The organism is Reichenbachiella faecimaris, assembly GCF_900176375.1.
Lineage (GTDB): Bacteria > Bacteroidota > Bacteroidia > Cytophagales > Cyclobacteriaceae > Reichenbachiella > Reichenbachiella faecimaris.
This window is the reverse complement of record NZ_FWYF01000002.1, coordinates 172,975-186,164: the sequence shown is the minus strand read 5'-3', so window position 1 is coordinate 186,164 and position 13,190 is coordinate 172,975. Positions and strand designations below refer to the sequence as shown.

Sequence of the window (13,190 nt, the reverse complement as noted above, 5' to 3'; positions counted from 1 at the left end):
GGATTGAAGCCATTTGGAGGAGGCCATACCTTGCAGTAGATTAAAAACCATCTGCAATGAAAATCTCACTAAAATCTGTACGTGCCAGTACCACTGGAATACTTGCAGTGGGTCTGCTTTTGATTTCTCTTTCGTGTTTTGGTCTTTCTGACCCTTCAGGTGAGCTTACGCTCAATAGAAAAAACGACGCGTTGATGGTGTTCACACAGTGGCATTTTGTAGACTTCAAATTGCCAGGTGGAAATTTAGAGGCACTCGAATTTACGGCGCATGTGTTGCCGATTTTTGAGGTAAAGAGACGAGTCTACCTCAATTTGGATGAGTATCAGGATCAGGTAATTGTGATGCGTGCCTATCAAGGCTCCCAGGTAGGCGAAAATCAATTTATAGCAATGGCAGAAATTAAAATTCAAGAAGCAATCATATCAGGGTATTTCATATATGGTCGAGCAGAAGATCATCAGTATGCAATCGAAGGACACTTCGAAACGGAGGGAAATCTTGTGGTGCCAGATATGATGGGAGAAGACATCAATTATGTATTGAAGGCACGGCTTACTCATAAGTGAAAGGCAGTTTTGAGCCACTCTTGTTGAACATATTATCTTGCACTATTAAGCAAATCGTATTGTATTTTTCTATTATTCTAGAATTAGTATTTTTCACCTAATTTAAAGTGAAACTCAATTAAGTAGCTGGTAAATATCAGTAAATCAATGATTTAAAAATATCTTACTAGGAAAAAGACGCAAAAACACTTTAGGAGATTTTACCAATTGACTTAACTAGTTCTGATCCATAACTTGCATAGTAAATTAATTTGTATTTCATCACAAATCTTTTGTATGTCAGCTATTGAAAAAATTAGAATCCAAATCTTAAGAGCTTATATTTTGGTTTGGGCGGCTGGTCTGGCAGCGTTTTTATACGCTACTATTTGATCAACCACAACCTAAGAATTTTTTAAAATCGACGTCTGGAATTCCTTCTGAAGGATTTTCAGACGTCTTTTTGGTTTCAGGCGCTGCTGACTTCTCTTTTGGCTTATCTTTTTTAGCCTTCTGCTTCGGTTTTTTATTTGTTCTGTTCATCTTCGTTCTTGAACCCAAGAAGAAATTTAATGAATTCGACAGATAAAATATACTTTCAAAACCACATGCCTGAGAATGTTTGCTTTGGGTGTGGCATTCACAATGATCAAGGACTACACATCAAAAGTTATTGGGAAGGTGATGAGTCTGTATGCCATTGGCAATCTGAGGAGCACTATCATGGCTGGTCTGATTTGATGAACGGAGGCATTATGGCTACTTTGATTGATTGTCACTGTATGGGTACGGCCATGGCGCATGCTTACAAAGAAGAGGGTCGTGACTTGGATTCTATGCCTGAGTATAGATATGCTACAGGCACATTGAACGTCAGATACCTCAAACCTACCTCAAATAAGCATGTCGTAGAATTGAGAGCTAGAATCATAGAAGTGAAAGGCAGAAAAACAGTGATGCAATGTGATTTTTATTGTCAAGGTGAGAAAACTGCTGAAGCAGAGGTTGTTGGAATTCGCGTATTTGACAGCAGTCAAGCAGAAGGAGGGAATGTTTTTAAATCATGAATACATTTTAATAAAATAGGTCAGAATTTAAACCCTGGCCTATTTTATTAATTATATGAAAATCATTATCTATCATTTTCCTGCTTAGTGGCTTCTTTTCTTTCAATAAAGTAAGAGGTAAAAAGTCCTGCCCCTCCGAAGATCATCAGGAATGAGAAAATGGCTGCCTCATCATCAATGATTCGCGCTTCGGCTACAATATTACCTACCAAAATTCCGATTCCAGCCCCTATAAATAAGAGCCCATACCTCAATGCTGGGAATGAATTATTTTTTTTGTTTGAATTGAAAATATTGGCATCTCCTCCTTTTTCTATGAGGGCCAATCGTTCGTCATTCTGAAATTTTCTGATGACGATAAGTACTACAGCAATAGAAATGAATAGGACGATTGGGATTAGCGTTTCATGTGCGTGCATAATTTTAAATTTTTGATTTGCTCATTGGACAGCACGTCGTATCAGCTGGTTACAAAAAAATAAAAATTTATTCTTTGTAACTTGAAAGAAACTCATGGCGTCACATTGGTAATCCATGGGCCTTGTGATCTGTTTGCAAGGCAGCTGGCATAAATAATTTTTTACCGAGGAGAGCCTTGAAGCATTAAACCTCACAGGTGAGTGAAAGAGTCCATTTCAGATATTCAATTGATAGAAAAAATCAAAACTGGAGATATGTCCAGTTTCGAAATGCTAGTAAACAGGCACAAAAACTTTGCCTTTACTATAGCAGATCGAATTCTTCAAAACGAAGAAGATGCTGAAGAGGTCGCTCATGATGCCTTTGTGAAACTATTGACTTCCATAGATAAATTCAAAGGCGAATCAAAATTCACTACCTGGTTTTATAGAATAGTTATGAATATGGCTATTAGCCGTACAAGAAAGAAAAAAATCAGAACGGAGGATATTGATAGTAGCCCAGAGGGCATAGCCGAATATTCGAGCTTTGAAGAATTTGGAGGACTCAATGCAAATGACAGGACATTTTACCTAAATAAGGCCGTAGGGCAGTTAAAGGATGAAGAAAGGTTGCTCATTACATTGTATTATTTCGATGAACTGGATATGGATGAACTCGTGGAGGTGACCAAAATTGATAAAGGAAATCTCAAAGTGAAAATATTCAGAGCCAGGAAGAAACTGGCAGAATTGTTACGCAAATTATTACTAACAGAATTAGAGAGCATACTTTAATCTGTTTTGATAGAAACATTAACTTTGGAAATTATGGAGAGTAATGATAAAGATATTGAACAGTTTGATGCGCTTGAAAGCAGCAGAATGGTTAAGGATTTGAAGGATGTTCAGGATTTGGATCAATGGATGAAATCACTTCCACTCAAGGAGGTGGGGACTAATTTTACGTCCACAGTTATTGCTTCCGCATTATTAGCCAAAAAGCGACATGCCAATTTCAAATTATTGGTTTGGATGATGGCTTTTTTCGCCGCGCTTATTGCAACTTCATACTTTCTGATGGGCAGTGGAGCGCCTGGATTAGAGATCAGATACCTGGATCAGGTGAGAACACAATCGATGGAAGTGCTTGATTTTATTGCCGACCCAAGGCTCAGGCAGCTGTTTTTGATTGTCGAAGGCGTCATCTGTTTAGTGATTGTAGAAAAGCTGGTAAGTAGCTTTCGAATCATAAAACATGCGACCTGAAAAATATTCTTAAAATATTTCATGAAAGAGTTGATAAATTAAAGTGGCTATCTATCTTTGCATTCCATTAGCCAATCGGGCTGATAAAAAGCGAAAGTAGCTCAGCTGGTAGAGCGCCACCTTGCCAAGGTGGAGGTCGCGAGTTCGAACCTCGTCTTTCGCTCCAATTGAGTGTGAGAGTGTATGTGAGTGAGAAGGTGCAGAAGCATCGCGCATACACTTTTTTTGTATCCAATTCATGCTTAAGAGTCTACTGCCGGAATGGTGGAATTGGTAGACACGCAAGACTTAAAATCTTGTGACTTTCGAGTCGTGTGGGTTCAAGTCCCACTTCTGGCACTTTAAAAGCTTCCTTTAGGGAAGTTTTTTTTGTTTGCAGCCATTTTATGATTTTAAGTCTTTTGAAACCTAGTCTTGTGACTTTCGAGTTGTGAGGGTTCAAGCGGGGCGCGCAGCCTCCCACTTCCGGCACATAAACCCTTGGTAATCGCCTGATTGTCTGGGGTTTTGTGTTTGTGTGGTGTCGGTTTTGGTGTCGAAAAATATTTTATCTTTTTTTCCAGTAATAGATTATTACTCCTTCTTGGATAAAATCCCTCTCTGAAAGGCTCGTATTATGGAGCTGGCGTAGTTGACATCTTTATCTAATTTTCTTGCCCAGTCTCGTGCAATTGCGGATTTCTCATTGATAGTAAGTTCGTTTTTTAGAATACCAGTGATCCTATCAGATAGGGTTGTAGATTTTTCAAGGTATATTCTACATTTTCGACCTAATACTTCGGCTGAGACTAATAATTCGTCTAGAATATCGGTTGCCAATAGATCATAATGGTGATCTGCTATATCATCAAATTCCAAGTCATAAAAGTGCTGAATTATTCTAAGGATATCTGATAAATCATTTTCCCGTTCTTCAGGTCTGTCATTCCATGCTACTAACTTCAAAATGACCATTCCTGGTAATGAAGGTATCTGAGCTATTTTCTCTTCAATATGCACTTTTTCACTTTTTTCAAGTACTTCCTTGAACCCTAGCAGGTGTAAGTCAGCGTATCTCTCAATGAATCCTAAGGTGTCTTGCTATTCAATTTCCCCAAAGGGAAGAATGTCTATGGCTACATTGTATTTTTCCGAATAGAAAGTCCAAGGTGCTTTTACTTTGTTGTATCCTTCGTTTGTGAGGGTTTTGCTGATCTCTTCATATTGATGAATGGTTGAGACCATAATGGCAAAATCTATATCCTTTGTGCCTCGATTGGGTTTGATTCCTTTCTTCAATAATTCTAGTGCAATCGCGCTTACCCCAATTAAATAATAAGGGAGGTGATGTGCGGACATAATTTTGTCAATATCTTCAAATACCTCTTTGAAGTATGGAATAGCTAATTCTTTATAGGTTTGGTTTGATATGTTCATTGTAGATTATCTGCGCTGTTTCGTTATTTCGTTTACCTCCTGTTAGTTTAAGGTCAGCATAGACAAGTATTGCTGGAGCCATTTGATCGATGTCCTCATTCCAGAATTTTTCTAAAGTGGTTAGTTCTCCAGTTGGTTTGGGTTGCAGCTTATAATTTTTAATTAGATCTATTTGAGTCTCTTTTGTGTATAGGGTAAATATTTCTGGTCTGAGATGATTCGTTAGTAGATCAGCTGCTGGTTCTCCTCCCCATACGGTTCCATTTGTTAATTTCAGGTCTTGCCAGTCACCTCTTATAGCATATGTGTTCTTTTTCAATGTGGGCTTGAGTGTGGTTTGATAGCCATCAATCCAACGCTCAATCAATTCTTCCTTTTTTTCCCAGATGTATGTCCTCTTGTTAAGAGGAAGTAGATAGCCAGTTTCTTTTAGGCCATCAATAACTTGTGGGATGTTGCCTAGAGCTACGCCTGTGATTTTAGCTATCTCTCTTTGTGTTTTATTAATGAGTTCTGGATTAATCAATAATTGAAATACTACTTTGAGGCCAGTTTTAGTAAAGGCTCGATTTCCAGTCTCTTTGGTAATTTTAATTGGCTTGATAGTTTCTAAATGAATGAACATATCTGGAGTTTCCAAGTACATGTTGCCATTGGCCTCAATGTATGGAATGGTTAATTCTTCAAGTTTTCTTTTGGTTGCCTGGGGAATACGCTCTGCTATCAGTATTAGGTCTGGGTATTGCTTTTTTAATGCTTGAAGTTGTTCTACTATATAAGGCTTTACATCTTTTTTAACTTCAACAGTGAAATCATGTTTCTTGCCTTTGTAGGCAATAGTGATTTTGCCATCTAATACTTTAGCTGGCTTGTAGGCTCCTGTTACTCCAGTAAAATTCGAGAGGTTTGCTATGGCAGTATTTATAATTTTTCGCTCCATTTGTTCACAAATATACATTGTTCATTTAATTCGAACAAAATGAATTATATGAACAAAATTTAAAATTAATCTTAACATGATCCAAATCAACGAACAAAAACTGGAGCTGATTCCCGATCGGATAGTTGACAAAATTGATGGGTGAATTGAAATCCTGATCGGTCGCATTTCCTAATACGGCTGAAATCTTATGAGGCATTTGAAATACCAGCAAGATACAATCGCCATACCCTTGCGACGGAGCAGGATTTTTTTTCGTTTGGGGGTAGTTTAGACTTATTGTCTACTCCTTTTATACTTTCTTACCCCAGCCCTCACCAAAAAATAACTCAGCACAGCAATAGGAGTGGACAAAAATAAATTGCCAATCAAGAAGCGCAGGCTGTAGTCAAAAACTTGATCCCATTCTTTGATATCAAATATTACTTTTTCTACATCCCCAAAGATGGCTTCTCCTATTTCATAGCTTGCCCAGTAGATAGGAGCTAGTGTCCAGATATTCCAAACGACCATGGCCAGAAAGAGGGCGTATTTGTTGATGGTTTTGAAAATGGCGACAATACCAATGCCAATAAGAAAACTAATGCCAGGCGTGGGCAAAATGGCGACAAAACTTCCTACCGCAAACCCCATAGCTACAGAGTGGTCAGAGGTTTTGGTACGTAGCACTTCTAAGAAGTGCCGTTTGAGCTTAAAGACAAATTTGTTTTTATAATTTTTCACTCCAATGGGATCATATCCATTTTTTTACTTTAAAATAAATCAGCATGGCAATGAAAATTGCTCCCATGACGCCCCAAGTGTAGAAATAGCCATTGGGGTTATGCAATTCTGGCATGTTGTCGAAGTTCATGCCATAGATACCTGCTATGAAAGTCAGAGGGATGAAAATCGTAGCCACTGTGGTGAGTACCTTCATGGTTTCGTTCATTTTCTGACTTTGAGAGGCGAAACAAATATTGGTCAATCCCTCCAAAGTTCTTAACGTAGATTCAATTTCTTCCATGGCGGCAGAGGCAGAGTTGCCCAGGTCTCGAAAATACTTCAAGTTAGTCTGCTGAATTAGTTTGCTATCTCCATTCATCAGATTGGTGAGTGCCTCTTTGAAGGGCCCCAGTGCCTTTTTTATGGTTTGAGCATTTTGTTTATGTTTTTCAAGCACAATAAGTGTTGATTTATCAGGATCATCAATTACCACTTTTTCTATCAGAGAGATGGCCTCATTCGTTTGGTCAATGGTTTCAAAATAATTATCCAAAATGGCATCAAGCAACTGAGAAAGCAGATAGTCGCTAGATCGTTTGCGAACGAACCCTAGTCCTTCTTTTAGTTTGTTTCTGATGCCATCAAAATGGTCTCCAATTTCTTCCTGAAAGGAAACAGCATAATGAGACCCTAGTACAAAAGACAATTGCTCCACATCAATTTCTTCTTTATTTTTTGCAATTGATTTCACACTGAAAAACAGGTGATCATCATACTCATCTACTTTTGGACGTTGCGTAGTATCAAGAATTTGCCTGATGGTGAGCCTATCAAGATGTATGGCTTTGCCTACTTTTTTCAAGAGTTCTACGTCATGTACACCATGAAAATTCAGCCAGGATATATTGCTGCCTTGCGCCTCTTTTAGGAAGGAAAAATCGTCCAAGTCATTTTCCACTGTATAGGCTTTGGCGTCAAATTGATAAAGCTGACTTTGGACAGATTCCATTTTCTTTTTGCCAATGAAGGTCAGTTCTGCCTTTGCTTTGGCTTCAGATTTTTTGTCTGAATACAGGTTTTGTCCTAAGGCACCCAAGGTCTTGATGCCTTTCAATAACAGTTTGTCTGGTCTGGTGATATCTATGCCTTTCATTTTTATTGCTTCAATCTGATGTCCAAATGAGACGAACCACAGTGAAATCGTCCATACATTAAATGTAAATAAATGATTCCTTATAATCGCTTGTAAACAGGCTACTCTCCCTTGAATTTAGCCTCTCTTCTTTCCAGAAATGACATGAGCCCTTCCTTAGCATCTGTAGTTTGCATGAGTTGATGAAGCATGGGCATCAAGTCTTTTTCTGCCTGATCCTGTCCATCTAAAAGGGCTGTTTTGGCACTGGCTAAAGTGGCTTGCACGGCCAAGGGTGCCTGCTGGGCCATCCGCTCGGCCAGCTGAATGGCTTCGCCTACTGGATCCGCACTCAATTCCTGCACAAGTCCGATCCTAAGGGCTTCCTGCGCATCAAACGTGTCTCCGGTCAACAAGTATTTCATGGCATTTCCCCAGCCACATCTTTGTTGAAATCGGATGGTGGCTCCGCCAAATGCGAGTATGCCGCGCTTTACTTCTATCTGTCCAAATTTGGAATTTTCACCAGCTATACAAATGTCATTGGCCAAAATCATTTCAATACCAATGGTTAAGCAAGTGCCTTGCACGGCAATGACTACTGGCTTGGTTCTTTTCTTGTCAAATATTTGAAGTGGATCAATGTTGCCTTCCTCGAAAAGGTTTGCTCCCTTTTGAATGTTTTTTGAAACATCAGCTAAATCTAGTCCAGCAGTAAAGTGATCGCCATTTGCATAGACTAAGCCACATCGTAGACTGGGGTCAGCTTCCAATTGGGTATAGGCTTCGGACAGTTCTTGCAGCATGGCATAGGTAAATGCATTCATCTTGTTGGCCCTGTTGAGGACGATGTGCAAGACGTGATTTTTGATTTTGGAGGTAACTAGGGAATGGCTCATATTCTAAATTAGTTGAATTATAGATAAAATGGTTGAATCTTACTTTGAATCGTTTCTGAGATATAGTTTTGCCAGATGACAGAACACGAGCAACTGGTTGAAGATTTAAAACAAGTAGTCTGTAGCGCAGCCGCAGCCGCTAAGAAATTTGTAGGGACGGGTGAGAAAGAGGCAGGCGACCAAGCTGCAGTAGATGCCATGCGCAAGTCGTTTGAGGAGGCACAGATGGATGCAGTAGTTCGAGTGGGGGAAGGAGAGAAAGATGAGGCACCCATGCTCTATATGGGTGAAAAATTAGGGAATGGAGTAGGTCTAAAATTGGATATTGCTGTGGATCCAGTAGAAGGCACTTCACTCATGGCTGCGGGCAAACCAAATGCCATAGCGGTTGTAGCAGCTACTGACCAGGGCAAGTTCTGGGATGCAGGGAGTGCTTATTACATGAAGAAAATTGTGGTTGGAGCGGCAGCAAGAGGTGCCATTGACATTACAAAGTCAACGGCTGATAATTTGAAATCAATTGCACAAGCCAGTGAAAAAAAAATAGAAGACCTGGTCGTATATGTACTGGATAAGCCACGACATATTGAACTTAGAAAAGAAATAGAAGCCTGTGGTGCGCGAGTAGACTTACACGCTGAAGGAGATGTGATTGGTTCTGTTTTGGCACTGATGGAAGCTAGTGAGGTAGATGCCTTGATGGGAATAGGCGGCGCGCCAGAAGCGGTCATCACAGCAGCAGCTGTTTTGGCTTTAGGAGGAGATATGCAGGGTCAGTTAGCCCCTCAGCAAGAAGACGAACGAAGTGCTCTACTAGCTGAGGGTACTGATATTGATAAAGTATTGTTGCTCAGCGATCTGGTCCAATCAGACTGGGCAGTATTTGTGGCAGCTGGAGTCACGGCTGGTGTGTTGTTGGACGAACCAAAAGAGAGCACTAATAATGAAGTACTCGTAGATTATTTGATGATTGGCCCTGAGGCTGGTCAGGTTGAAAATGACTTGTTCGAACTCTGATTTGCAATTACTCACCTCTTGATCTCCTGGAGATCAAGAGGTGGTTTACTACTCCCCAATCAGTACAAAAGGTGCCCAATAATAGGGTTTGTTGTACTTTTCGTCATTGATCAATGATAGTTTGGCTTTTCTCAATGCTCCACTAAATGTGTTGTGCGTGGTGGAGTACAAGTGATTGTTGTAAAAGTCTATCATCAATTGTGAAGTAGAGGCATCTGCTACCGTCCAAAGTGACACGATCAGGTTCTTTGCTCCTGCATAAAGCAAGGCTCTTGATAGCCCAATGATACCTTCTCCTTTTGAAATCTTCCCCAAACCAGTTTCACACGCACTCAAACAGACCAAATCGGCATTGATATCAATGTTGTAAATATCTCCCGAATACAAACTACCATCCCGCAAAAAAATTCTCGAAAGGCTTGGCTCAGATTCGTTCACCATGCCATGCGTAGCAAAGTGAATATACTTATATGGTTTGATGTTTTCATTTGTAAGATTCGCTTTAGTGGCTTCTGATTCTGTGAGTAGGGTGGCTCCCCTAGCATTCGCTTTAAACAAGAGTTTTATTTCATCAATTTCTGCTTTAGAACCTGGTAAATCATTTAGCCTGCCTGTAAGCCCTTGGTATTGGTACTTGTCAAAGTTGATTGGAGCTACCAGCAAAATATCCTCTGTGGCTCCCTCATAATTGTCAATCTCTTTCTTACGTTGCACGAAAAGCGTAGCTGAGTTGTCATAGCTGACATTATATTTTTTAATCAAAAAAGGCATTTGCGAATAGCTCAATTCGTCTTCCAATTTCTGCTCTGTGATCAGGGCCTCAAATGGGATAGTTGATAAGCCACCCTCTGGAATAATCAAGAGCTGATTGATGTGGCTTTTGATTTTCATAGGAAAAAGCTCGTCATATAGTCGCTGACCCGTTCTGACAAATGCATTTTTCATATCATATTTCATCGCGTTTCTGAGCCCGAAAATTTGTTTGTCAAAATCATCTGCTTTTGATTCACGAAATACCTGAAAGTTGTCCATAGTGACATAGAAAGTATAAATCCTATTTTCGGTAATAAAATGTGTCACCAGTGCTGTGTTTGCTCCAAGTGCGGTTTGAAGTTCTGATAAACCAACATGCTTCACGTTAAACTTCAAGTTGTAATAATTTGGATAATCGGCTTCAAGTTGTCTCACAAACTCGTTGTACCTATTGTTTAGCGTAAGCAATTCTTGCTTTAAATTGGCTTCTTTTTCTGGCTCCTGATTAGTTGCTAAAAGCTGTTCCTGTAGTACAATGCTGGCTTTTAGTTCACTTTCCTCTGTGATCAACTCTGCTGGGATGCCAGAGAATTCTTTGGCATTGGTGTCTTGAATTGCAGAAAGCAAGACTGCCGATTTACTTTTTTCAGCAAAATAAAATGCTTTCTCAAGGTAGTCTTTGGGTTTAAATACCACCTGACTCATTTGATAGGACAGGGATACTCCAGCTTCATAGATTTCAGAGGCCTTGGCACTTAGCGAAATTTTATCCTTCTCACTTAGCCGAATTTGCCTGATATGACTTACCAGCTCATCTGCTTTTTCTAGTGTATTGAGTGCAGCCCCAAGGTCTCTAAATTTTAGTGTCTTACTATAATGATAAGTTTCAAAAGCGTCTGACTTTTGTTGGAGGGAGCTCAGCAGGATGTCAGCATTGTAATAACTTTCCAATTTTGGATTTTGATAAATGTCAGTCAATTCCTGATCTGATAAATTAGCATAAATGGCTTTTTGTATAGTCTCCAGTGCCATTCTGTATTCACCTTTTTTCAAATAGATATCTCCCTTGAGATTGTAAATGTTCGCAATCTCAGGGTGCTTGGGTCCGTAGAGTCGAGTGTACATTTCTAATGCCTCATTCTGATAGCTGAGTGCCTGATCGTATGATTGCTGATGGTAGTACACATTGCCAATACTAAAAGCTACAAAGGCTTTACTTGGATGATCACCCTCATGCAAATGGTTGTAAATGGCCGAGACCTGTTGCAAGTCCTCTAGCGCCTGCTCATAATTTTCTTGCACATCATACTGCAGTGCCAGATTATTGAGTACCAGAGCGATCTTAGGATGATTTTCGTCATAGATAGAACGATACACTTTCAGGGCATTGTTGAAATAGATAACGGCCGCAAAAGTATTGATGTCAGCATTGACCAAACCAATGTTATTGTAAGAATCTGCTACTTCTGGATGATGCTCTCCATAAAGTTCTTCTCTGATATTCAGTGCATTTTGCAAATACTGCAAGGACAAGTCTGTATTGCCATTGTTCCAATAAGCAATCCCTAAATCATTGTAGCAATTGGCCATTTCTTTGGAAGAGCTGACTCCGGCATTTTGAAAGAGGTTTTGTGCTTTAAGCAAATCCTTAATAGCCTCTCCATTTCTTCCCAGATGCAAATACGCATCACCTTTCACACTGTAATTTTCAGCCAATAGAAAGGGGTCATCTTGCAGGCTGTTTTCTAATGCATGGCACATGTCCAATCCAACTTGGGCATTTCCCATTCGGGTGTTTACCTCTGCTATTCTAAGCTGGCACTGGCCAGCTTGTCTGACATCTAGCTTTTGCACGGCAGATTCATATTTAGCCAGGGCTGCAGCAAATTCACCAGCCTCAAAATGTTTTTCTCCTGCCAAGTAGTCTGGATTGTCTATGGAATGCTGCCCAAACGAAATGGAAAAAGAAAGACAACAAAGAGCAAATAGGGTGATTACTTTATTTCTCATGTTTCTAAAATCTAAATCCATACGCTACAATGATTACATGTTGTCTAGTAAGTCCATCAGGATTTACTTTACGATCCATGAATTTTTTTCCGAAAGAGACCTTGATGCTATTGGTCACATCAAAATGATATGAAAAGCTACTAAGCAAAGTAAGTGCAAGACCAGTGGTATCATCCAATTTCATGTACTCTCCCGTGTCGCGATCTTCAATTTGATCTTTGGTGATTCTATAAATTGGTAGAAGCCCGATGTTAAAGCTATAGTTGGAGAACCTGAAGTTGCGTTCTACACGAATCATCACGTCTGTTCCTCTTTTGAGATTAGTAGCTACATCGTAATCTCTCACATAGGATTCGTCTGGATAAATACCTACCCATTCTCCAGGCCAAAAGTTATTGCTATTGGTAGTCAGCGCCGCCTGGATACCTGTAGCAAAAAGCCATTTAGAACTGATATAAGAAGCTCCCGCTACCACATCATAGCTACCCAAACTGGTTTGATAATACATAGGAAGCGACAATCCTTTGGCCTCTGGAAATTTGGAACCACTGTCTTTGAGGTCACCATCATTGCTTGGAATTTTCATTCCCAGTGTGGCACTTATGTCATAATTTTCATTTCCTGAGATTCGCTGCGTCGCACTCAAGGAAATGTCCCCCATCCCTGAAGTATTGTCAAAATTTCCATTCACCCACTGATAAGGCAGTTTGATTTGAAAGCCTAAATTGTTGGTAATAGAAAAAGAGGCATCAAGGTTAACCACATTGATCAATGGAGACAGTGTAGATGCTCCATGATAATAGCTAACCTCAATAGTTCTTAGCTTTAATTTAACTTTCTTGTTGAAGGACTGGTCGGGCTTCATTGCGCCCATTGTGCAGAACCCTGCATCACTGCACCCTTGTGCATTTACCTGCTGATAGGTAAGCACCATGATCGCTGAGAGTATCAATGACCATCTTAAAAATTTTCTTTCCATAGCTCGAAATTAATTATTGTCTAGTATTGCTAAAATTTCTTAGGTCAATACGGGCTA

At 39.8% G+C, this 13,190-nt stretch carries 14 protein-coding genes and 2 tRNA genes; 7 read left to right on the top strand and 9 right to left on the bottom strand.

The genetic code is table 11. From position 1 onward, the window contains the following. The first annotated feature begins 56 nt into the window (after positions 1 to 56). Both B9A58_RS08610 and B9A58_RS08605 read left to right on the top strand, forming a co-directional pair. A complete protein-coding gene (locus tag B9A58_RS08610) occupies positions 57 to 569 on the top strand; it encodes a hypothetical protein (RefSeq protein ID WP_084372341.1) in 513 nt (170 codons plus the stop codon). Positions 570 to 1,120: 551 nt separating this feature from the next. Next, on the top strand, positions 1,121 to 1,615 hold the full coding sequence (locus B9A58_RS08605) for a PaaI family thioesterase (RefSeq protein ID WP_084372339.1): 495 nt from the start codon (positions 1,121 to 1,123) through the stop codon (positions 1,613 to 1,615). 65 nt (positions 1,616 to 1,680) lie between these two features. On the opposite strand, the gene B9A58_RS08600 is transcribed toward B9A58_RS08605, so the two are convergent. Further along, positions 1,681 to 2,034, bottom strand: coding sequence for a DUF6249 domain-containing protein (locus B9A58_RS08600; RefSeq protein ID WP_084372337.1), 354 nt, complete (start codon positions 2,032 to 2,034; stop codon positions 1,681 to 1,683). 201 nt (positions 2,035 to 2,235) lie between these two features. On the opposite strand from B9A58_RS08600, the gene B9A58_RS08595 reads away from it, so the two are divergent. The 4 genes from B9A58_RS08595 (at position 2,236) to B9A58_RS08580 (ending at position 3,621) form a co-directional block, all read left to right on the top strand. Beyond that, positions 2,236 to 2,811, top strand: a complete 576-nt coding sequence (locus tag B9A58_RS08595; RefSeq protein WP_084372335.1) for an RNA polymerase sigma factor — start codon at positions 2,236 to 2,238, stop codon at positions 2,809 to 2,811. Between the two features lie 33 nt (positions 2,812 to 2,844). Further along, a complete protein-coding gene (locus tag B9A58_RS08590; protein ID WP_084372333.1) occupies positions 2,845 to 3,282 on the top strand; it encodes a hypothetical protein in 438 nt (145 codons plus the stop codon). A 90-nt stretch (positions 3,283 to 3,372) separates the two neighbouring features. Next, positions 3,373 to 3,448, top strand: a tRNA-Gly gene (locus B9A58_RS08585). 89 nt (positions 3,449 to 3,537) lie between these two features. After that, positions 3,538 to 3,621, top strand: a tRNA-Leu gene (locus tag B9A58_RS08580). Between the two features lie 234 nt (positions 3,622 to 3,855). Here the strand turns inward: B9A58_RS08580 and B9A58_RS20505 are convergent. From B9A58_RS20505 to B9A58_RS08555, 6 genes are all read right to left on the bottom strand, one after another. Next, on the bottom strand, positions 3,856 to 4,281 hold the full coding sequence (locus B9A58_RS20505; RefSeq protein ID WP_221407842.1) for a hypothetical protein: 426 nt from the start codon (positions 4,279 to 4,281) through the stop codon (positions 3,856 to 3,858). 81 nt (positions 4,282 to 4,362) lie between these two features. Next, positions 4,363 to 4,698: a hypothetical protein gene (locus tag B9A58_RS20500; RefSeq protein ID WP_221407841.1), complete on the bottom strand. Its 336-nt coding sequence runs from the start codon at positions 4,696 to 4,698 to the stop codon at positions 4,363 to 4,365. Then, the gene (locus B9A58_RS08570) at positions 4,673 to 5,638 is read right to left on the bottom strand and encodes a type IV toxin-antitoxin system AbiEi family antitoxin (protein ID WP_084373186.1); all 966 of its coding nucleotides are present in this window, start codon (positions 5,636 to 5,638) and stop codon (positions 4,673 to 4,675) included. The genes B9A58_RS20500 and B9A58_RS08570 overlap by 26 nt, the downstream gene beginning before the upstream one ends. A gap of 276 nt (positions 5,639 to 5,914) precedes the next feature. Then, positions 5,915 to 6,361, bottom strand: coding sequence for a DUF2062 domain-containing protein (locus B9A58_RS08565; protein WP_176214731.1), 447 nt, complete (start codon positions 6,359 to 6,361; stop codon positions 5,915 to 5,917). 10 nt (positions 6,362 to 6,371) lie between these two features. Beyond that, entirely contained in the window at positions 6,372 to 7,496 is a 1,125-nt protein-coding gene (gene corA, locus B9A58_RS08560; protein ID WP_084372329.1) for a magnesium/cobalt transporter CorA, read from the bottom strand. 101 nt (positions 7,497 to 7,597) lie between these two features. Beyond that, on the bottom strand, positions 7,598 to 8,374 hold the full coding sequence (locus tag B9A58_RS08555) for a crotonase/enoyl-CoA hydratase family protein (protein WP_084372327.1): 777 nt from the start codon (positions 8,372 to 8,374) through the stop codon (positions 7,598 to 7,600). A 75-nt stretch (positions 8,375 to 8,449) separates the two neighbouring features. Here B9A58_RS08555 and glpX point away from each other — a divergent pair, with 75 nt between their 5' ends. Then, positions 8,450 to 9,391 carry a class II fructose-bisphosphatase gene (gene glpX, locus B9A58_RS08550; RefSeq protein WP_084372325.1) on the top strand — a complete coding sequence of 314 codons (942 nt, stop codon included), beginning with the start codon at positions 8,450 to 8,452 and terminating at the stop codon, positions 9,389 to 9,391. A 48-nt stretch (positions 9,392 to 9,439) separates the two neighbouring features. On the opposite strand, the gene B9A58_RS08545 is transcribed toward glpX, so the two are convergent. After that, positions 9,440 to 12,154 (bottom strand): CHAT domain-containing protein, encoded by a 2,715-nt coding sequence (locus tag B9A58_RS08545; RefSeq protein WP_176214730.1) that lies wholly within the window; start codon positions 12,152 to 12,154, stop codon positions 9,440 to 9,442. 4 nt (positions 12,155 to 12,158) lie between these two features. Further along, on the bottom strand, positions 12,159 to 13,133 hold the full coding sequence (locus tag B9A58_RS08540) for a hypothetical protein (protein ID WP_084372321.1): 975 nt from the start codon (positions 13,131 to 13,133) through the stop codon (positions 12,159 to 12,161). Positions 13,134 to 13,190: the final 57 nt, after the last annotated feature.

Excerpts from the sequence above, each read along its gene's own strand:
- B9A58_RS08610 (WP_084372341.1), top strand. The coding sequence starts at position 57 with ATGAAAATCTCACTAAAATCTGTACGTGCCAGTACCACTGGAATACTT.
- B9A58_RS08605 (WP_084372339.1), top strand. The coding sequence starts at position 1,121 with ATGAATTCGACAGATAAAATATACTTTCAAAACCACATGCCTGAGAAT.
- B9A58_RS08600 (WP_084372337.1), bottom strand. The coding sequence starts at position 2,034 with ATGCACGCACATGAAACGCTAATCCCAATCGTCCTATTCATTTCTATT.
- B9A58_RS08590 (WP_084372333.1), top strand. The coding sequence starts at position 2,845 with ATGGAGAGTAATGATAAAGATATTGAACAGTTTGATGCGCTTGAAAGC.
- B9A58_RS20500 (WP_221407841.1), bottom strand. The coding sequence starts at position 4,698 with ATGAACATATCAAACCAAACCTATAAAGAATTAGCTATTCCATACTTC.
- B9A58_RS08570 (WP_084373186.1), bottom strand. The coding sequence starts at position 5,638 with ATGGAGCGAAAAATTATAAATACTGCCATAGCAAACCTCTCGAATTTT.
- corA (WP_084372329.1), bottom strand. The coding sequence starts at position 7,496 with ATGAAAGGCATAGATATCACCAGACCAGACAAACTGTTATTGAAAGGC.
- B9A58_RS08555 (WP_084372327.1), bottom strand. The coding sequence starts at position 8,374 with ATGAGCCATTCCCTAGTTACCTCCAAAATCAAAAATCACGTCTTGCAC.
- glpX (WP_084372325.1), top strand. The coding sequence starts at position 8,450 with ATGACAGAACACGAGCAACTGGTTGAAGATTTAAAACAAGTAGTCTGT.
- B9A58_RS08545 (WP_176214730.1), bottom strand. The coding sequence starts at position 12,154 with ATGAGAAATAAAGTAATCACCCTATTTGCTCTTTGTTGTCTTTCTTTT.
- B9A58_RS08540 (WP_084372321.1), bottom strand. The coding sequence starts at position 13,133 with ATGGAAAGAAAATTTTTAAGATGGTCATTGATACTCTCAGCGATCATG.